The sequence below is a fragment of the Luteitalea pratensis genome, from assembly GCF_001618865.1.
Taxonomy (GTDB): domain Bacteria; phylum Acidobacteriota; class Vicinamibacteria; order Vicinamibacterales; family Vicinamibacteraceae; genus Luteitalea; species Luteitalea pratensis.
Genome location: NZ_CP015136.1, coordinates 2,169,950 through 2,190,120, shown reverse-complemented (window position 1 = coordinate 2,190,120; position 20,171 = coordinate 2,169,950). Strand labels below are relative to the sequence as shown.

11 protein-coding genes are annotated in these 20,171 nt (G+C 68.8%); 2 read left to right on the top strand and 9 right to left on the bottom strand.

Going from position 1 to position 20,171, the window contains the following annotated elements:
* Positions 1–106: 106 nt before the first annotated feature.
* The 8 genes from LuPra_RS08995 to LuPra_RS08960 form a co-directional block, all read right to left on the bottom strand.
* On the bottom strand, positions 107–1,531 hold the full coding sequence (locus tag LuPra_RS08995) for a Gfo/Idh/MocA family protein (protein ID WP_157898923.1): 1,425 nt from the start codon (positions 1,529–1,531) through the stop codon (positions 107–109).
* Positions 1,532–1,730: 199 nt separating this feature from the next.
* A complete protein-coding gene (locus LuPra_RS08990; RefSeq protein WP_110170429.1) occupies positions 1,731–2,210 on the bottom strand; it encodes a DinB family protein in 480 nt (159 codons plus the stop codon).
* A gap of 166 nt (positions 2,211–2,376) precedes the next feature.
* Entirely contained in the window at positions 2,377–6,132 is a 3,756-nt protein-coding gene (locus LuPra_RS08985) for a hypothetical protein (RefSeq protein WP_110170428.1), read from the bottom strand.
* Between the two features lie 25 nt (positions 6,133–6,157).
* Positions 6,158–8,434 carry a serine/threonine-protein kinase gene (locus LuPra_RS08980; RefSeq protein WP_110170427.1) on the bottom strand — a complete coding sequence of 759 codons (2,277 nt, stop codon included), beginning with the start codon at positions 8,432–8,434 and terminating at the stop codon, positions 6,158–6,160.
* Positions 8,427–9,026 carry an RNA polymerase sigma factor gene (locus LuPra_RS08975; protein ID WP_234800917.1) on the bottom strand — a complete coding sequence of 200 codons (600 nt, stop codon included), beginning with the start codon at positions 9,024–9,026 and terminating at the stop codon, positions 8,427–8,429. Before LuPra_RS08975 ends, LuPra_RS08980 begins: the two co-directional genes overlap by 8 nt.
* Before the next feature lie 224 nt (positions 9,027–9,250).
* Positions 9,251–10,318 carry a Gfo/Idh/MocA family protein gene (locus tag LuPra_RS08970; protein WP_110170425.1) on the bottom strand — a complete coding sequence of 356 codons (1,068 nt, stop codon included), beginning with the start codon at positions 10,316–10,318 and terminating at the stop codon, positions 9,251–9,253.
* A gap of 393 nt (positions 10,319–10,711) precedes the next feature.
* Positions 10,712–11,443, bottom strand: a complete 732-nt coding sequence (locus LuPra_RS08965) for a GDSL-type esterase/lipase family protein (RefSeq protein WP_110170424.1) — start codon at positions 11,441–11,443, stop codon at positions 10,712–10,714.
* Positions 11,440–12,156 carry a 3-keto-disaccharide hydrolase gene (locus tag LuPra_RS08960; RefSeq protein ID WP_110170423.1) on the bottom strand — a complete coding sequence of 239 codons (717 nt, stop codon included), beginning with the start codon at positions 12,154–12,156 and terminating at the stop codon, positions 11,440–11,442. The genes LuPra_RS08965 and LuPra_RS08960 overlap by 4 nt, the downstream gene beginning before the upstream one ends.
* Before the next feature lie 118 nt (positions 12,157–12,274).
* On the opposite strand from LuPra_RS08960, the gene LuPra_RS08955 reads away from it, so the two are divergent.
* Positions 12,275–13,180 (top strand): sugar phosphate isomerase/epimerase family protein, encoded by a 906-nt coding sequence (locus LuPra_RS08955; RefSeq protein WP_110170422.1) that lies wholly within the window; start codon positions 12,275–12,277, stop codon positions 13,178–13,180.
* A 115-nt stretch (positions 13,181–13,295) separates the two neighbouring features.
* Here the strand turns inward: LuPra_RS08955 and LuPra_RS08950 are convergent, their stop codons facing one another.
* Complete coding sequence (locus LuPra_RS08950; protein ID WP_110170421.1) at positions 13,296–16,484, bottom strand: TonB-dependent receptor; 3,189 nt, start codon at positions 16,482–16,484, stop codon at positions 13,296–13,298.
* Between the two features lie 330 nt (positions 16,485–16,814).
* Here LuPra_RS08950 and LuPra_RS08945 point away from each other — a divergent pair, with 330 nt between their 5' ends.
* Positions 16,815–20,144, top strand: a complete 3,330-nt coding sequence (locus tag LuPra_RS08945; RefSeq protein ID WP_110170420.1) for a DEAD/DEAH box helicase — start codon at positions 16,815–16,817, stop codon at positions 20,142–20,144.
* Positions 20,145–20,171 lie beyond the last annotated feature (27 nt).

The following is a 20,171-nucleotide window of genomic DNA, read 5'->3' as shown; positions in this document are numbered from 1 at the left end:
CAAGTCGGCGTTCCGCCTGCGCCAAGGCTCGGGCATTCGGCGTGCGGCCTTCGGCGTTCAGCGTTCGGCGTTCGTTCAGCGTTCGGCGTTCGGCGTTCAGCGTTCGTCATAAGCGTCCCTCTCCTCCGACGGACGCCGACGAACGTGGCGCTGCTGGGGCGAGCGTCGCGCCTGGAACAATCGCCAACAGTTCGCGGTCCCACGGCGCACGGTACGCCTTGGTGAGTAGCGCTGACGCCGCCGGATCGCCGACGACGTCATTGGCCGCGACGTCCCAGCGGACCACCCGCCCGACGCGCATGGCGACGTTGGCCAGGTGACAGGCCGTGGCGGTGCGTTGCGCGCTCGCCAGGTCGGACACCGGAGGACGCCTGGACTTGATCGCCTCGAGGAAGTCGCGCACGTGTGGCACGAACTGATCGCGCACTTGCTCGTAACCATCGTCCTTGATCGCCTCGGTGCGAGGCGTCGCGGCGGCGGCAGGCCGTCCGGCGAACTCGACGCGCGGGATCTGATCCTCGGCCGGGATGGTGGCGTCAGGGATGATCTCGAATCCGGCTCGCGAAATCGTGAGCGTCCCCTTGGTGCCACCGATCTCGAGCCCTCGCCAGCGTCCGGCCGACACCTCGGAGTTGGACCACGTGAGGAGGAAGCCGGGGAACTCGTAGGTGGCCTCGAACGCATCCGGAGTCTCGCCGAAGCCTTGCAGCGATCGACGCTGCCCGAACGCCGAGACGCGCCTCGGCATGGCGTCGGTCATCCATTGCACGATGTCGAGATCGTGCGCCAGCAGGTTCGTCGTCTGCCCGCCCGAGTAGTCCCAGTACCAGCGAAAGTGGTAGAGCGCTCGCCTCGGATCGAACGGGACCGATGGCGCCGGCCCGAGCCACATGTCCCAGGCTTCGGGCGTCAACTGCGGATCGTCCACAGGCCGTGTGAAGCCGGGCACGATGTTGCGGGTCGATCGGACGTGGACGTGTCGGATGTCGCCGAGGTGACCTTCACGGAGGAGGGCCTTGGCACGCTGGTAGTGCCGGCCGGATCGTTGCTGGGTGCCCACCTGGACGATGCGTTGATGGCGCGTGGCGGCCGAGACCATCCAGTCTCCCTCACGCACGACATGGGTGAGCGGCTTCTCGACGTAGACGTCCTTGCCGGCGGCGCACGCCATCACCGTCATCAAGGCATGCCAGTGATCGGGCGTGGACACCACGATTGCGTCGATGTCCTTGCGGTCCAGCATCCGCCTGAAATCGGTGACGGCCTCGGCGCGGCCTTCCGTCCGTGCCCGGGCCGCCTGCATACGCGCTGGTGACAACTCGGCGATGGCGACGACGTCGACGTCAGGTTGTGCCGTGAAGTCGATGAGGTGGCGCGTGCCGATGAGACCCGCGCCGATCATCCCGACGCAAACCCGATCGCTCGGCGCCACTCGTGTGCCGGCCGCTCCGAACCCCGGCGACGGCGATCCCGCACCCGCCCCCACCGCGCCGGCCATCATCGTCCTGAGGAACGTCCGTCTGTTGGCCACGTCCGACCTCCCCTGCCGCTGGAAGGCGTGAGGGTGACACACGCGGAGGCAAGCCGCAACGCTGGAATGCTGGAATGCTGGAATGCTGGAATGCGGAAATGTCGAGAGCGCCTGCCAGATTCGTCGTGGACCGTGGCGCGCCCCGTCATGAACCACTTGTCCGGCGGACCTGACACGACGTGAGGCATCGAGCCCGGAATCACCACGTCCAGCTGCCGGCCCTCGGCGGCCACAAGCCGAGGACCTGGCGCGCAGAGACGACCTGGCCGAGATGATGCGAGTTGTGTTGAGCGATGTGCACGAGGGCGTCGCGCCGCGTGTAGGCGGCCATCGCAGGGAACTGGATGGCCGGATGCAGCGGTTGGTCGAGCGCCATGGCATCGTCGCCCAGATCCGCGGCCTGGCGCAGCCCACGCTCGAAGCGCGCCAGCACTGCCGGCCAGCCCCCGGCTGTCACGTTGGGCCACCCATCCGCCGCGCGCGTGGCCATGGGCACCGCGACGCCGGTGCAGCGTTGCAGGAACCAGTGCTGCCAGAAGTCCATGTGCGCGACCAGCCCCGCAACGCTGTGCATGAGCGGCGTCGGCGGGCGCACCGCGTCGACGCCCGGGAGATCCTCGAGCATCTTCATCGGCGCCAGGTGTACGTGCGTATCGAGCACGAGTTCGCGGATGGCCATGGGCGCAGACTATAACGGGTACCGGGTACCGGGTGCCGGGTGCCAGCTTCCAGCTTCCGGCTTCCAGCTTCCGGATGCGACGGTCTCACGGCTCAGGGTTCAGGCGGTGCGTGAGACGTGAGAAGTGAGACCTGAGACGTGCCGGGTGCCAACGAGCCAGATACGGTCAGGGCGACGGCATGATGTGCCGCAACGGCTCCACGACCGTCATCAACTGCCCGCCCACCTCCGGGAAACGCATGGAGATGATGGTCAGCAACGGCAGGCCCGCGTAGACGACGGCCCGCCACACGAGGCCGCTGTTCCAGTTCAGGCTGCCAGGCGTGCCGTGCCACAACTTGCTGAGGACGTGATCCCGCTCGAGCGTCAGCAGGGCCCGGATCGCCAGCGCCGCCGAGACCACGATCAGGCCGATGTCGAACATCAGCGCCAGGCTGCGCCCGGAGAACGCCGTCAGCAGGTGACCAGCGAGTTGCATCGTGGCGAGCAGCGCCGCGATCCCGAAGCCGCGCACGACCCGCGTGACGAGCGATTGCAGGAGCAGGCTGATCACCAGCGCCACCACCTTGCGTTGCTCCGCCGAGAGGGCGCTTCCCGAGGCCGCGCCGTGGCGAACCCATTGCCCCGCGCGCGTGAGCGCGACGCGCCACGCTTCGGTACGCAGCACGGCGACGCGATCCTGGTTCGCCAGCGCAGCCCCGTCCGGCAGCGGTTGCTCACCGGCAGCACGGAGCGCGCGAAGCAGCAAGCGGTGTGGCGATTGCGCCGGACGGAGGGCCGGACGCCAGTCGAACGGTTCGTGCTCCATCGCCTCCACGTCGCCGGCGATCGGATGAATGCGGACCCGCTCGAGCAGCCGCGTCACCCGGCGCGCCAGCCAGGCCGCCTGCCCCAGTTCGAGCGACGCGCCGAGGGCGCCAAGGGTGGTGCCGAGGAGCAGCACCCTGCCGAACGCTGCGCCTTCCACCGAGGCGATGCGCGGTTCGAGGAGCAACCAGATCAGGATGACGACGACCACTGGTAAGAGCAGGAACACGCCGGCCGGCTGCATCGTCGTGCCAAGCGTCGCGACCAGCGCGTGTTCCAGGCGACGATCGCGCACGTCTCGGCTGACGAGCGCGTGCACCAGGGGCAGGGCACACGTGGGACTGATCCGCTGGTAGTACAGCGTGCGGAGGCTCCACACCATCCACGCGACGACCATGGCCGGGAAGATCGCCAGCAGCGGCGCCGGCGACAACAGGTTGGTCAGGTCGAAGGCGCGGCTCGAGGCAAAGAGCTGATCCGTGTTGCTGCCGGGAGGCCGCCGCCACAGGTAGGCGAGGCACACGATGACGAACCCGGCGCCGGCCAGCAGCACGAGCGCGGTAATCACTTCGGGTGCACTCGACGCGACGGCCCGCTGCACCACGACGCTCCAGCGCCCGCGCAGCGCGGCGCGGCCACGCGCGACGATCCAGAGTCGCCACGCGCCGATCGCCACGATCGCGATGGCCCCGAGCGCGAGCGCCAGACCGAACAGCGCCGACGCCCCGAGCGCGAGCGACGACGCGACCGGTGCCTCACGCAACATCGCGACGAACGCGCGTTCCCGGTCGGGGACGCCCGGCCACAGCACGTCGCGCCACACGTGAAGCTGCCAGACCGCGAACAGGGCGAGCGCCAGTCCCAGGGCTCCGGCGAGGATGGCATGCTCGGCCGCGTGTGCGGCCGTCTCGCCGCGTCGCGGCCACTGCGTCGCGGTACGCGCGCCGTCTGCCGGATGCGGCCTCTCGAGGCGCCACAGCAGCTGGGGCGGCGACAACCATCGCGCCGACGGCAGCACGGTGCGGCGCGCGGCCACGAGCAACCCGAGCAGCCCGATCGCCGTCAACGGCAGCAGCAGCCACATCGCCCGTTCCTGGCCGGTGGCAAACAGATACCGGTCCGGATCGGTGTCTTCGCTGGTCTTGACGCGGCCGCGCATGACCTCGCAATCCTGCGCGCGCAGCAGCGCGGGATGCACGGAGAACGGGGTGAACTCGCGCTGCCCGACGACCACGATCCACGGAGCCGGGCGCTCGAGGCCGTCGTCACCGCCGCACTGCGCCGGCTTGTCGCGCGGCCAGCTGCCGTCCGGAGCGCGGTAGTCGACCAGCAGCGGTCCCGTCGCCGACGAGTCCCCGAGCGACAACAGCAGCGCGTTGTAGACGCCCTGCTGCGCCATCGACGTGAACTGCATCCGGCGCGTGTGCATCCCCTCGCCATGCGTGAGCGTCTGCGCATGTCCCTGCAGCGGATACGACGAGGCCATCAGCATCCCGCGCACGTAGGGCGCGTACTCGGGATGCAGCATCAGGATGTCGGGCTCGGTCCCGAACAGGATGACGTCGGGAGACACCCGGTTGATCTCGCGCGCGAGGAACAGCCGGTCGCGCTCGTCGGTGCTCAGGATGCCGATCGCGCCGATGCGACGACGCTGGAGCTGCGTGAGGATGCCGTCGAGCGTCAGGTCACGCGCCGCATCCGTGAGGTTCGGCGTGAAGGTCGGCAGGCGATCGCTCGCGGTGTCCGAGTCTTCGAGCCGTAACACCTCGGTGGCGGTCATCAGCTTGCTGAATTCCGCGGGGGCGGCAACGCCGCGCTGCCGCGACGCATACCGATCGGCGATGTGCAACGGGAAGCCGAGCCGCAGCGCGTCTGCGAAGACGAGCGGACGGTTCGCCGCTGGCGCTTCGCCGCACGGTGAGCCGTCGCTGCGTCCCTGCGCTCGCGTGCTCTTGATCAAGTCAGCGTTGGCCGCCCTGTCCTGGTCAGTCGACTGACCAAGGCTGGCGCCCCACCCGGTGTTGGACTCGACCAGCAACGCCACGCCTTGTCCGGACGCCCATTCCGGCCGAATCGTCGCGAGCTGGTCCTGCAATGCGAGCAGCAGCGTTTCGTCCTGGTGGACGGTGCGTTCGAAGGTCACCTGGCCGTCGTGCGCGAGCGGGCCCGACAGGATGTGACAGTTGCTCCAGCCCGTCGCCGAGCCCGAGATCACGCGTACCTGCAGGCCTCGTCGTGCTTCCTGCTCGCCCTCGAGGAAGGCCATCTCCTCGAGCCCGCGCAGCAATGACAGCGACGAGCCGGAGTAGAACGGCCCGACAAGCCGCACCTGCGCCGCATGCGAGGGACCGTCGGGATGGGGCAACGCATGCAGCGTCAGCGCCAGGTGACCCGCGAGCAGGAGCGGCACGCGTTCGATGCCCGACATCGGCATCTCCGGCACCATCAGGACCGCGAGCACTTCGTTGCGGCCGGCGCCGGCTCCCTCCCGTGGTTGCCATCGCAGCCCGGCGGCTCCCGCACCCGCGGCACGCCGGAACAGCAACACGCCCGGACCGTGCCGTGCATCCGGATCGGTTACGCCGTCCTCCTTGTCGTCGCCTGACCCGGAACGCGGCAGGTGAAAGCGCTCGAGCGTGTAGTTGGCAGCCGTGACGGCGCTCTGGATCGTCGCCAGCGTGCGGTCGGCCTGCCACCGGCTGTTGGAATCCTCGTAGGCCGAGATAGTGACGATGATGGCGCCGAGATCGCACGGGACCTGCTCTCCCGCCGAGACGAGCGCCGCGGCCGAACCGCGCACCTTCGCCGTGGCGAGGCCAGCCGCTCCGGCGAGGCACCCGACATCTCCGAGGTAGTCGTCGATGACCTGTGCGGTGCGACTGCCGGCCACTTGCGCATCGAGCCACGCGCTCGTGATCGTGGCGGGCGGCGCAGGTGCTGGTGTGGCACCCGGCCTGGGAGGAGGTGTGGCGACGACTGCCGGTGGCCGCGATTCCGGGACGGAGCCTGTGCCACCCGGCCCCGTGAACATCGCGAGGCCCGCCAGTATCACCACGACCGCCGGCGGCATCGAGGAGCCCAGCAGTGCCCACGGCGGCCGGTTCCCTTCGTTCATGGCACCCGGCCGAGGAGGGGTGATGTCACGACGCGACGGGCACGGCGCGCAGGGCCGCCGCGAAGTCACGCGCCGTGGCCAGGCGACGCGATGGAGTGGGGTGCAGCGCCCGGGAGAGGACCTGGCCAGCGCCAGGAGGCATCTTCGGCGTCCACTGGATCGGCGCACGACACCGTACGTGCCGCAGCGTGTCGTCGAGATGGTCGGCCTGGAATGGGTGCGCGCCGGTGATCATCTCGACGACGACCAGCGCCAGAGCCCAGACGTCGTCGTGCTCGCTTGCCGGCTCGCCGTCGAGGAGTTCGGGCGATAGATAGAGCGGCGTGCCCGCGAGCGACTCCGAGGTGTCCGTCGATGCCGGTCGCCACCTGGTGAGGCCGAAGTCGAGCATCTTCGGTGTGCCATCGCCGCAGAAGCCGATGTTGCTCGGCTTGATGTCGCGATGCAGCCAGCCGCGTTCATGCAGTACCGCGAGCGCGTCGGCCACCGACGCACCGAGCGCCAGCGCCTCGACGAGCGCCAGCGGCCCAGCCGACAGGCGCGCCGCGAGCGTGCCGCCAGCAAGGTACTCGGTCACCAGGACCGGCGTGCCGCGCCACTCGTCGAGTCCGTACAGTACGGCGACCGACGGGTGAGTCACGGCGGCCATTGCGCGGGCTTCGCAGCGAAGCGATGCCGCCGATGCCGATGACAGCGATGGCAGCGTCTTCAGGGCTACCGGACGGTCCAGCCGCAGGTCGGAACCAAGGTAGACCACACCCATGCCGCCGCGGCCGATGCGTCGCTCGACGCGAAACGTGCCATGCAGCGACGCCGGGAGCGCGGCCAGTTGCCGGCCGCTCCCGCATTCGCACGTGTCGGGCGCGTCACTCACGTGTCCGCACGCCTCGCATTCGAACGAGAGGTCGTCGGCGGCATCGAGCCGCGACTCGGCCACGGGGGGGCGTTCCAGCGACCCGAGTGCCATGGCGGCCGTGCGGGCGGCGGCCGCGATGAAGGCCCGTTCGCGGCGGGAGTGCCGGCGGCCATCGCCGTGCGTGCCGACCAGCAGGCCAGCCAGTGTGTCGCCGTCACGGGAAGCGAGGCGAACGAGCGTCGCGACCCGCGCCGCGGCCAGCCACTCGCGATCGGCGGCTGGCAGCAGGGCATGCACGCTGGCGCTTGCATCCACGCGGGTCGCCTCGTCGGCCGACACGAGCATGCAGGCAATCGCGGATCCCGCGGCGAGGGGCGGGACGCGACCCGCGAGTACCGTCCAGTCGCCGGTCGCCGGCGCGACGACCGCCAACGCCGACGGACGCAGCGCCGCGTTGACGTGCGCCATCAGCGCGGACGTGACTTCACGCACCGAGCGGGCATGCTGCATGTCGGCACCGAGCGCGGCCAGCGCGGCGGCGTGCGAGCCACTGAACGCGGCGAGCAGGGACCCCACGCGCTCGGCGACCGCTGGTCGCCATCGACCCGGCGTGATGGCCACGCTCTTCGCGGGGTATTGCGCAACGGCGGCGGCCCGGCTCCGTATCGCGACGGTGACCAGGCTGACGATGCCCCAGGCCAGCGCCAGCATCGGGATGATCCGGGCGTACACCGCGTTGGGCGGCGGTACGGTGAGCGCCGAGACCGCACTCGCCAGCGCGAGGCCGACGCTGCACACCAGCGCCGCGCCCAGCAAGGCCGTCGACGCTCGATCGAAAGGCGCGAGGCGCACAGCCGGCGGGCACTCGCGAGCCAACCGCCACGCCGCGACCGGGAGGAATGCCTCCACGAACACCGCCTGCCACCACGCGCGTATCCACAGCGGCGCGCCGGCGGCCACGACCGCGTCCAGGAAAGGTCGTGCCTGCCACGCAGCCACGAGAAGTAGCCCGTGCCCGAGCAGGCGCGCAGCCGGTACGCGACGCCCCTGGCGCATCAATCCGAGCGCCGCGGCGCTGGTCATCATCAGCCACGCGAACCGCATGGGTTGCGCAGCCGCACCGGCGTCGAGCCACGCCCCAGCCGCAAGGCCGACCGTGACCTGCACGAGGGCGAGGGCCGACAGCGCGCATTCCAGCACGTGCGGCCGGGCGATCCGGCCAACCGCCTCGCCACCGCAGGCGCTGGCATTGGCGGACAGTCGTGCGATCGCGCGGACCTGCTGCGTCATCCGCTGTTCGAAGGGTGTGCCGACGCGCCGTGGCACGGCGTCCCATTTGACTGGCTGGCCGTCGATGAGGGCATCCACGACGAGGCGCAGTGTCGGCGCGGCGTCACCGGCGCGCCGCGACGGTGCCGACGAGGGCAGGACCCCGGCGTCAATCAATGGCCATCTCCAGCGCGAGGCGTTCGAGGGCCCGGCGCAGCGCCACGCGCGCCGTGTCGACCCGTGGCCGGTTGGTCATCAACGCCAGTTGTTCGAGCGAGTAACCGAGCTCGACGCGGGCGACGACGAGACGGCGGTCGCCGGGGCGCAGGCGCGCCAGCGCGGCCCGATAGCGATCCTCGGTCTGCTGGGCCACGGCCTCTTCGAGCGGCGACGGACGTGCGTCGGGCTGCCCTTCGTCGAGCGCCGACGCCAGGCCGCGACGGGCGATGCGGCGGAATTCGTCGTTGATGCGGTTGTCGACGGCGCGTCGCAGGTAGGCCTGCAGCGCGTTGTGCCCCTGTGGCTCGAAGTCGCCGAGTCGTCGCAGCGTCTGGACGAGCGCTTCCTGCACGAGGTCGGCGGTGTCGGCGACGGTGCGGGCCCAGCGCGGGAGTCGGCCGCGGGCCCAGCGCCGTAGCGGCCCGACGTGCTGCGAGAACAGCACGTGCAACGCCGAGGCATCGCCGTGCCTGGCCCGCTGGAACAGTGACTGGAAGGACTGACGGGTGATCGACACCACGCCGCCGGCTCCGGATCGGGGCTCGGGCATGGCGCTCACGACGAGGCTCCTGCTGGCATACCTGCCAGAGACGGACGAAGCGGAAGAATTCGCGCCGTCATGGTGCTCCCTGCAACGGACCGCGTCGTGCGGTACCGGATGTCCCCGAGGCCGGCCCGCTAGACCGCGAGCGGACTGAAACGTGGCTGTGTTCTTGGTAACGAAAGACAGGACCGCACCGAACGGGCGGCGGCCCCATCGGCGGGGAAACGCCGCTACGGCTGTGGTGCACCGGACAGGCGGATCGGCCGCCCCTCCCGTGCGGACTGGTAAGCGGTCATTGCCACGACGAAGGCGTCGCGGGCATCGCGCACCGTGGCCAGGGGGGGCCGCCCGCTATCGATGCAGTCCACGAGGTGGTTCAGTGGGAAGGGGGACGGAGGGCCGAACGCCTCGCCGCGCCGCTCGAAGACCCAGTCCTCGGCCCCGGCCGCGAGCACGGCGCCGCCCGGTGATCGGAACCACTGCTCCATCAACTCGCCCCGCGTCCCGACCATCTCGAGTCGTACGACACTGTTGTGCTTGGGTGACGGCCCCGTCTTGCGCGGGGCGTTGATCGTCCACGACGCCTCCAGGGTGGCGATGATCCCGTTGGCGAACGTGAACGTCGCCAAGCCCCAGTCCTCGACGGCGATGTCGAGGTGGACGATGTTGCGCATGCGCGCGTCGACTTCGATCACCTCGCTGCCGGCCAGCCACCGGAACAAGTCGATCCAGTAGATCCCTTCGTCGATGAATGCGCCCCCGGGCACCTTGGCGGGGTCGACGAACCACCCGGGCGTGCCCGACTGGAACCAGTCCTCGGCGATGGCCCACCGGCCCGTCTGGTGCAACACCGCGAGATCGCCGATCTCGCCGGCATCGAGCCGTGTCTTGAGCGACTGATGGCGCAACCGCATCAGCCCCTGGAACGGCACGCAGACCACGCCGGATGCCTCGACGACAGCGACCATCTCGTCGGCCTCGGCAACCGTCATTGCCATCGGCTTACCCATGACCACGTGCTTGCCGGCCCGCGCCGCCCGCATCGTCAGGTCCGGGATGTCGCACACCGGAGAGGCAATGTGCACGATGTCGATGTCGTCACGTCCGATCACCGCGTCGTAGTCGGTAACGCCCTCGATGCCGAAGGTGCCGCAGTAGGCGTCGAGCCGGCGGCGGTCGGGCTCGGCCGCCACCACGAGATGGGCGCGGGGATACTCGGGCAACGCGCGCGCGAGCCCGTAGGCGGAGTACCAGTGGCCGAGGCCGAGCACAGCAACGCGGTAGGTCTTGGGGGGCATGGGTCGGGAGTCGGGAATGGGGAATCGAAGCGGGCGGCGGGCACCGTGTTCCGGGCACCGGGCCCGGGTAGGACGAACGGGAGTCGGGAGTCGGAGTCGGAATCGGAATCGGAGTCGGAGTCGGAGTCGGAGTCGGAGTAGGAGTAGGAGTAGGAATCGGGAATCGAAGCGGGCGACGGGGCGCCGTGTTCCGGGCACCGGTCTTTCGGGTACCGGGTTACGGTACCGGGTGACGGGTGACGTAGCCTTCGACCTTGAAGTCGACGGTCTGGATCACCGTACGTAGCCGTCGACCTTCAGGTCGACGGTCCTGAGCCATAAGCCGTAATCCTGAGACCTGAGACCTGAGACCTGAGCTCTGGGCCCTGAGACCTGAGACCTGATGCTTGGAGCTCACTCGATAAAGGGCCGCACGAGCATGTTCCAGATTTCGTAGCCCTTCGGCGACATGTGCAGGCCGTCCTTGACGAACAGTTCGGGACGCGGCTTGCCGTCCCAGCCGAGCATGGCGGCGTCGACGTCGACGAACCCGAGCCGATCGTCGCGGTCGCAGGAATCGCGCACGAGGCGGTTGGCTTCCCGCACCTTGGCGATGAGGGCCCACCGCGCGATGCTCGGCTTGATGCCGATGAAGGCGATGCGCGTGGCTGGCAGGGCTGCGTGGACCTTGGCGGCGAACGCCGCGAAGTCGGCCGCGACCTGCTGCGGCGTGCGGCCGGCCGACAGATCGTTGTCGCCGGCGTAGAAGACGACCGTCGCCGGCTTGTGGTGAATCACCAACCGCTCGACGTGCCGCACGGAGTCGAGGACCTGCGTCCCGCCGAAGCCGCGATTGAGCACCGGGCGTCCCGGAAACGCGGACGCCACATCCCACAGGCGGATGCTGGAACTGCCGACGAACACGATGCCGCCCGGCGCGAACGGCCGCGCCTCGTCGTCGGCGGCGAAAGCGGCGATCTCCTTGGCCCAGCGATCTTCCTCGCCTCCTGACCGCCGGACAAGTCCGGCGGCTACGTTCCCAGGGATTGTGAGTAGGGCTGGCTCTCCGAGCCGGCCAGGTCCGCCAGCGAGGACAGGCGCGCCGGCCGCCGTCAGGACGAGGGTCAACCATGTGCGTCGCGTCATGGCTGCTTCCTTTCGGGCGCGATCATGTCAGGCGTGGTGACGCCTGGTGGCAGTTCCATCACGAATGCGTTGCGCCACTGTATCGCCGCACCCTCGGCCTCCATGCACAGGTATCCCTTGCGACGCGACGAGTTGCGGATGCCGTTGACGTACTTGCCGTTGACCGACAGCTTGGCGACGCCGTCCACGGCCACCAGGTCGTACACGTTCCAGTTCTCGCGGCCGAGTGCGCGCTTCTCGATCGACTTGCTGCGCGGTCCGCGCGGGTTGTCGGGAATGATCTGGACCCCGCCGACGCCGAACAACTCGCCGTGGACGTAGTCGTCGGTAGGCGTCACGCCGTCGCGCACGTGCAGCTTCGGCCAGTCCAGTTCCAGCATCTGGACCTCGAGGCCATCGGGCAGCCGCCCCTCGGGCGACGGATTGGCCGCGCTCCAGATGAATACGCCGGAGTTGCCGCCCGGTTCGTGATGCATCCATTCGATGTGCAGGACGAAGTTCTCGTACATCCTGTCGCTGCACATGACACCGATCGGCTTGCCCGTGGTCATGAGCATGCCGTCCTTGACCATCCAGGTGTCGGGGGAGGTGTTGATGTTGGTCCAGCCCGAGAGGTCCTTGCCGTTGAACAGGGGGACCCATTCAGGCCGTGGCTGGGCGGACGCGACGAGCGGAATGAAGACGGAGATGCAGGCGAACAGGAGGGCACGCATGGTTCGCGCACACTATACTCGCGCAGCGCTGGGCGCGCTGCTCGGAGGACTGAGGACGGAGGACGGAGGACGGAGGATTGAGGACGGAGGAACGAGGACGCAGGGGAGCACGACCGCGATGCAGAGCGACACTCGCAGGACCCGACGCGCGTTTCTCGGTGCCGCGGCACTGCCCCTGCCTCTGGCGCTGCCGGCGTTCGCGTCGGCAGCGGTGGTGCCGGGGCTACCCGCGCGCATCAAGACGAGCTGCAACCTGTACTCGTTCAACGAGCCGTTGACCAAGGGCACGATGACGCTGGAGCAGGTGATCGAGTTTTGTGCCGAGATTGGCTTCGACGCCGTCGATCCGACCGGCTACTACTTCAAGGGATATCCGACGGTCCCTGCCGATACGGTCATCCATCGCATCAAGCAACTGGCGTTCAGCCTCGGACTCGGCATCAGCGGCACCGGCGTGCGCAACGACTTCGCCGTGCCTGACCCGGCAAAGCGTGATGCCGACGTGGCGCTCGTGACACGCTGGGTGGACGTTGCGGCCAAGCTCGGCGCGCCCGTGTTGCGCGTGTTCGACGGCAGGGTGATGCCGGCTGGCGTCCCCAAGCCGACGGTCATGGACTGGATCGTCGACGGCATCCAGCGGTGCGTGACGGCCGGCGAGGCGGGCGGCGTGATGATCGTGCTACAGAACCACAACGACGCCCTCAAGGTCGCGGCGGATTACCTGGAGATTCGCAAGCGCATCCCTTCCCCGTGGTTCGGCCTCAACGTCGACATCGGCAGCCTGCGCACGACCGACGATCCGTATGCCGAGGTCGCCCTGCTGGCCCCCTACGCCTACACCTGGCAAGTGAAGGAACTCGTGTACCGGCGCGACAAGGAAGAGCGCGTCGACCTGAAGCAGATCGCCGGCATCCTGAAGGACGCCCGCTACCGCGGCTACGTGCCGATCGAAACCCTCGGGCCTGGCGACCCGAAGGAAAAGGTGCGCCGTTACCTCGACGAGTTCAGGGCGGCGATCGCGTAATTGAATTACCCGCGTCGAAGGCCGAGTGCCTCGAGCCTTCTCCTCGTCTCTTCTTGCTTCGAACTTTCGGCACCTTTGACGTTGTCCTCTTCCCTTCTCCCTTTGACGAGCTACTTCAGAAGGTAAATCGCGCCGAGGCCCAGATGGTGCGCTTGCCGCCATCGGTGCCCCACTGGTTCAGGAAGTTGGTCGACGACACGCGGCCCTCGGGGATCCCGAAGTTGCGCGTGTTGGTCGCGTTGAACATCTCGACGCGGAATTGCAGGTTGGTCCGCCCGAAGCGGGTGTTCTTGATGAATCCGACATCGATGTTCTGGATGCCGTCGGCCCGCAGCGTGTTGCGGCCGACGTTGCCCACACGTTCCCCGGGGCAAGTCGCGGTGGGGTTGCCGCACAGCGTGCGGAAGAGGCTGGATCCGCCCGCCGCGATGATGTCGGGGATCGTCATCTTCGACAGCTCCTGGTCCGTATTGATCATCGGACGGATCGCGCTGCCGACCAGGCCGTCGATGCCGGCCAGAGCGCCCGTGGGGTCCGACCCATTGAGCACCGTGAAGGGCGCGCCGCTCTGGAACGTGAACGCCGAGTTCAGCTGCCAACCGCCGAGGAACTTGCCGATGAGGCTGTCCTGCGCACGGAAGAACGGCAGCTCGTAGACGAAGTTGCCGGTGAAGCGGTGCGGCCGATCGTAGGTCGAGACCGCCTTGTCGTTGCCGATGTCGAACGAGTCCTGCGGTACGGCCACCTCACCCGAGGAGGGGTTGAAGATCTCCGATGCCGTGTCGAGGAACTTGCTCCACGTGTAGTGGACCTCGGCCGCGAAGCCGGCGCGCAGGCGCTTCTGCAGCGTCGTCTGCAGCGAGTGGTAGCTCGAGGTCGCCGTGTTGGACCGCTCGCGAATCACGGCCAGGGTGGGATCCACGCGCACGGTCGAGTATGGCTGCCGCGGGTTGCCGTCGAGCGTCTGGAACAGGTCGTTGCCGTGCGTGCCCACGTAGCCGATCCGCCAGACGATGTCGCTCGTGAGCTCGCGCTGGAGCTCGAGGCTGAACTGATCGGCCGACGGTGACTGGAAGTCCTCGGACACGATTGTGCGCGCGAACGAGTTCGGGTTGAGTCCGCTCACGTCCACGTTGGGCAGGCGCACGAAGGCGTTGGACATGTTCGGCTCGTTGTAGGCGGCGACGAACGGGAACGAGCTCGCGATGTTCAGGTTGATGTTGATGAACGCGTAGTCGTTGGTGCGCGCGTAGCCACCACGCACCACCAGCTTGTCGCCACCGGTGAGCAGGCCGGTGACGCCGTCGCCGCTGGTCTGCGGCCTCCAGTTGAAGCCGACCCGCGGCTGGAAGTTGTTGTAGTCGCGCTCGGGCCGCGTCGTCAGCTCGTAACGCGGATCCCCGCCGGCTTCGTCGAGGATAGCGTCGTTGACCGGGTAGAGGCTCGCAATGGAATTGCCAGGCGTCTCGTACCGCAGGCCGAGGGTCAGCGTGAAGTTGTCCCGCATGCGCCATTCGTCCTGGACATAGGCAAAGACGTCGGTCCAGTCGTAGAACTGGATCGCCTCGCCACCGGGCAGCGGTTTGTTGATCGTGGCCACCTCCGCGGTGTCGTCGACCAGCCGCTGCAACGTCGGGTAGGACAGGCGGCCGCGGATCGTCGGGAAGAAGAAGCTCTCGACGTTGATGCGACGGATGTCCACGCCGGTCTTGAACGCGTGGCGCCCGGTCACGTACGTCAGGTTGTCCAGATACTGGAAATTGTCGTTGATCCGGTACTGCGGCAGGTTCACGGCGAGCCCGATGGCCGTGCGACTTGTCGCGGCGTTGAACCCCGTGAGCCCCAACTCCGGCACCTCGATCGACGGAATCGCCTCCGACGACGGATCGGAGGCGTTGGTCGTCGTGTCCAGCTTCTGGTAACCGAAACGGAACTCGTTGACGACCGCCGGCGAGAAGACCTTGGTCCACCACCCGGTGAACGAGTGCTGCCGGGTCGGGCTGACCGAGGTCAGTCCGGTCGGCGTCACCTGGCCGGTGCCGTCCTGAACCTGGTCGTTGATCATGTAGCGACCGCCGAGGTTGTCGCTGCCGCCGAACTGCTGATCGATACGGCCCGATCCCTGATGGTTGTCGAACACGCCCGCCGCAGAGCCGGTCAACGACCCGATGGGAATGGCGTAGTTCTGGCCGTTGACGGTCACCGGCACCGTGCGCCCGAGCGGCGTCTGCGCGGCCGGCAGGAAGCGGAGGAGCGCCGCCACCTGCGGGCGCGTGCCTGCGATCGACTCGAGGATCCGGCGACCGTCCTCCGTGGGCGCGCCGTTGAGAGTGGTGCCCGATCCGAGCTGGTCCTGCGTCCACTTCTGGTACGCCCCGAAGAAGAACGTCCGGTTGCGCAGGACCGGGCCGCCAACCGTGCCGCCGTACTGCTGCTCGCGGAAGAACGGCGCCGCGGTGCGCCCCGCAGCCTTGTCCAGGTTGCTGCGCGAGTTCAGGCTGTTGTCGTTGTGGAACACGAACGCCGATCCGCGGAACTGGTTGGTGCCAGACTTGGTGATCACGTTCATGACCGACCCCGCCGCACGGCCGTACTCGGCGGCGAACTGGTTGGTGATGAGGCGGACCTCCTGCACGACGTCCGTGTTGTTCATCGGCTGTTGGCGGCCCGACACGCTCGGGTCGTTGCTGTCCTGGCCGTCGAGCATGAAGTTGTTCGATCGCAACCGCATGCCGTTGACCGAGAAGTTGGTCCCCGATGCGAAGGTGCTCTGCCCCGCCCCGAGTTGCGACACGCCAGGCGCCTGCAGGGCCAGCGAGATGATGTCCCGGCTGTTGCCCACCGGCAGTTCTGCCACGCGCCGCGTGTCGAAGCGGACCCCGACCTCGGCGTTGGTCGTGTTCAGCAGTGGCGTGTCCGCCGTCACCTGCACGGACTCGGCCACACCTGCCGGCCGCAACGTCACGTCGATTGCCGCGTCCTGGTTCAGCGCCAGGTTCAGGCCCGACTGCTTGTAGGTCGCGAAACTCGCGAGCTCCACGGTCAGCTCGTACTCGCCGACTTGCAGGTTCGGAAAGCGGTACTGACCGCCTTCGCCGGACACAACGATGCGCGACTGTCCGGTGAGCACGTTGCGTACTGTGACCGTCGCGCCGGGGATGATCGCGGCCTGGTCGTCGCGAACGACGCCAGAGATGGTGCCGGTAGTGGATTGGGCGACCACGGGGGCCGCCTGTCCGACGAACATGCCGAGGCTCAATGCGGCTGCCGTCAAGGCAGCGCGCACGTGCGCTGAACGCACCATGGTGCCCTCCTCCCTCAACCCGGCCGGAGCCGGGACGAATGGACCTCTGGACTGGACTGTGCAGCCATTCTGCGCCAGGAAGGCCTGGGCTGACGAGGCTCATCTCAGGGGCGGACCGTTGGGAAGGGGGGACGAACGGCGCCATCCGACGCGACGACGCGGGCCGTAGAGGCCGGCCGGCGCCAACCGGTAGTTGAGGAACCCGGCGCGCCACACGCGCCATGTCGCCGGGCCGACGCTGCGTAGGACACCTCGGCGTTCAGCGTTCGGCGTTCGGCGTTCGCGCCGCCCCGCTGCACTCGTTCCCGGCATAGGATCATCAGTCGGTCCATGCCTCGCACACTCGCTGGTGCCCTTCGTCCCTACGTCTCGTTCCGCTCTCGGACGCGAGGCGAGGGCTATGCGAGGCAGGGGCGCGTCGCCGTCGTCCACAGCAGCGCGACCAGCGTGTCGGCACGCGTGCGCGGGTCGATGCTCTACGAGGTGTCGCTCGACATCGTCGGCACGTCGCTCCAGCCGTGGTGCGAGTGCCCGTTCTTCGAGGGCGCTCGCGAGCCGTGCAAGCACGTGTGGGCCCTGGCCCTGGTGGCAGACCGTCAGCACCTGCTCGCCGTGCCGCCCGATCTCGAACTCGAGGGCGCCGGCGATTTTCTCGCACTCGACGCCCCTCAGACGGCGCCGCCGAGGTTCACGGCCGGACGTACGCCGCGATCGCCACGCGCCACCAACCTCCCTGCCTGGGAAACCTTCCTCGACGCCCTTCCACCGCCGGCTGGTGCAGCGGCGACGATCTCAGGCCCATCGGCGGAACTGCTCTACGTGTTCGATCCGGTTCGATCCACGACGACACCCGGCATGTTCGTGGAGCTGTTGCGACGACAGCGCCGCAAGAACGGCGGCTGGGCCGCTCCCCGCGACGTGTTCATCCCGCGCAGCGAGGTCAAGGCGCTGCCCGACCCGGCTGATCGCGAGATCCTGGAACGCGTCTGCGGCGCGGCCGACGCGTGGACGGGTGCCTGGAACATCGCCGGCGCGGTGCCGGTCCCCTCGCCCTTCGTGCTCACGCCAGCGCTTCAGCGCGACCTCATCGAACGGATGTGCGCGACCGGACGCCTGATGCTGCGCCCGATCGGCGCCGACGGCAATCCGACACCGCTCGTGCGGACCCACTGGACGCCTGGGACCGCGACGTTCCGGCTCTCGATCGACGGATCGGCCGACGCCGGCTACAACGTGACCGGTGTGATCGATCACCAGGGGCAGGAACGCCCACTCCATGACGCAATCTTCGTCACGCGAGCCCTGGTGTTGTGGCGCCCTCCCGACGACGAGGCGCCGGCGTTTGCGCCGTTCGATGCCGCGGGCGCGGACCGATGGCTCGCCGCGCTGCTCAACGCCGACACGGTGCACGTCCCGCCGGCGGGGAGGACGCGATTGATGGCGGCGCTGGCGACCGCGGACCTGACGCACGTCAGTTGCCCGGACGAACTGCGCGTCGAGACTCGCGTGACACAGCCGCAGCCGGTTGCCCGTGTCATCCGCCGCGGGACACGCCCAACCGCGTCGTGGGCCCAGGACCGACTCGGCCTCGAGGTGAGCTTCGCGTACGGCCCGCACGAGATCCCCGGTCACGCCGCAACGCCTGTGCTGTTCGACGCCCAGGCGCGCGTGGCGTGGAGGCGCGTTCCCGCTGCCGAACGGTCCGCAGTTGCACGACTGGTCGATCTTGGAGTGCGTCCCCTCGCCATCGGAGGCGGCGCCGTGGAACTCGCGGCCGCGGCCGCGGGTACGCACTTCGATGTGCTCGCGCCGGCACTGCCGGGCCTGGTTCGCGACTTGATCGGCGAGGGCTGGCGCGTCGAGGCCGATGGCCGCGCCTATCGGGCAGCGGTGGCCTCCACCCTCGGCGTCCGCTCCGGCATCGACTGGTTCGAGCTGCATGGCGCACTCGACTTCGGCGGCGTGGCTGCGCCACTGCCTGCCGTGCTCGCCGCGGCGCGAAAGGGCGAGGCGTTCGTGCGCCTCGACGATGGATCGCTTGGCTTGCTGCCCGACGAGTGGCTGGCCCGATCGCTGAGGATGGCCACGCTCGGTGAGTCCCACGACGACCACGTCCGCTTCCAGCCCGCCCAGGCCGCGCTCGTCGATGCGTGGCTCGCCGAGCAACCGCAGGTCACGTGGGACGAGCCGTTCGCTCGCCTCCGCGACGAGCTCGCGCATTTCACGGGGGTGTTGCCGGAGGCGCCGCCGCCGACGTTCGCGGGCGCGCTTCGCGCGTACCAGCAGGACGCCCTGGGGTGGTTCTCATTCCTGCGTCGGTTCGGGTTCGGCGGCTGTCTCGCCGACGAGATGGGACTCGGCAAGACGGTGATGGTCCTGGCCGCGCTCGAGGCGCGACGCCTGGACCACGAACGGGCCGGCACCGCCTCACGCCCATCGCTCATCGTCGTGCCGCGATCGCTGGTGTTCAACTGGCAGCAGGAAGCGGCTCGCTTCGCGCCGCGGCTACGCATGTTCGACATCACCGGCAGCCAGCGCCGGCAGGGCTTCGGGCAGGTCGGTGATCACGATGTGGCGATCGTGACCTACGGCACGTTGCGTCGCGACATCGAGCACTTGAAGGAAGTGGCGTTCGACTACGTGATCCTCGACGAGGCGCAGGCGATCAAGAACGCCAGCACGGCTACCGCGCGGGCGGCACGGCTGCTGCGCGGACGCCATCGGCTCGCGCTCAGTGGAACGCCCGTGGAGAATCACCTCGGCGAACTCTGGAGCCTGTTCGAGTTCCTGAACCCCGGGCTGCTGGGATCCGCATCGGCGTTCACCGGCGCTCGTGCGATCGGCGAGCCCGGCGACGACGATGGCATGCTGCCGTTGATCGAGCGCGGACTGCGGCCGTTCATCCTGCGGCGCACGAAGGAACAGGTCGCCTCGGAACTGCCTGCCCGCACCGAACAAACGTTGTATTGCGACCTCGGGCCGGCACAGCGCAAGGTCTACGACTCGCTGCGGGCGCACTACCGGGCCAGCCTGCTCGGCAGCGGCGCGCGTGACGAGGGTGGCCGGTCGACGATCCACGTGCTCGAGGCGCTGCTCCGACTACGCCAGGCCGCGTGCCATCCCGGGCTGATCGATCCCGCGCAGGCCGCGGGCCCGTCGGCCAAGCTCGACGTGTTGCTGCCACGGCTGCAGGAGCTCGTCGAGGACGGCCGCAAGGTGCTCGTGTTCTCGCAGTTCACGTCGCTGCTGGCGCTGCTGCGCGATCGGCTAGACGCGTCAGGGCTCACTTATGAGTACCTGGACGGCCGGACCCGGAACCGCGAGGCACGCGTCAGGCAGTTCCAGGAAGGCCCGTGTCCGCTCTTCCTGATCAGCCTCAAGGCCGGTGGGCTGGGGCTGAACCTGACGGCGGCCGACTACGTGTTCCTGCTCGACCCCTGGTGGAACCCCGCGGTCGAAGCCCAGGCGATCGACCGGGCGCACCGCATCGGGCAGACCCGCGCGGTGTTCGCCTACCGCCTCATCGCGCGCGACACCGTCGAGGAGAAGGTGCTGGCCCTGCAGGCAGGCAAGCGGCAACTGGCCGACGCCGTCGTCCGCGCCGATGCCTCGCTGCTGCGCGACCTTCGCCGCGAGGATTTGGACTTGCTGCTCTCGTAATCGTGTAATTTCACAATTTCAGAATTT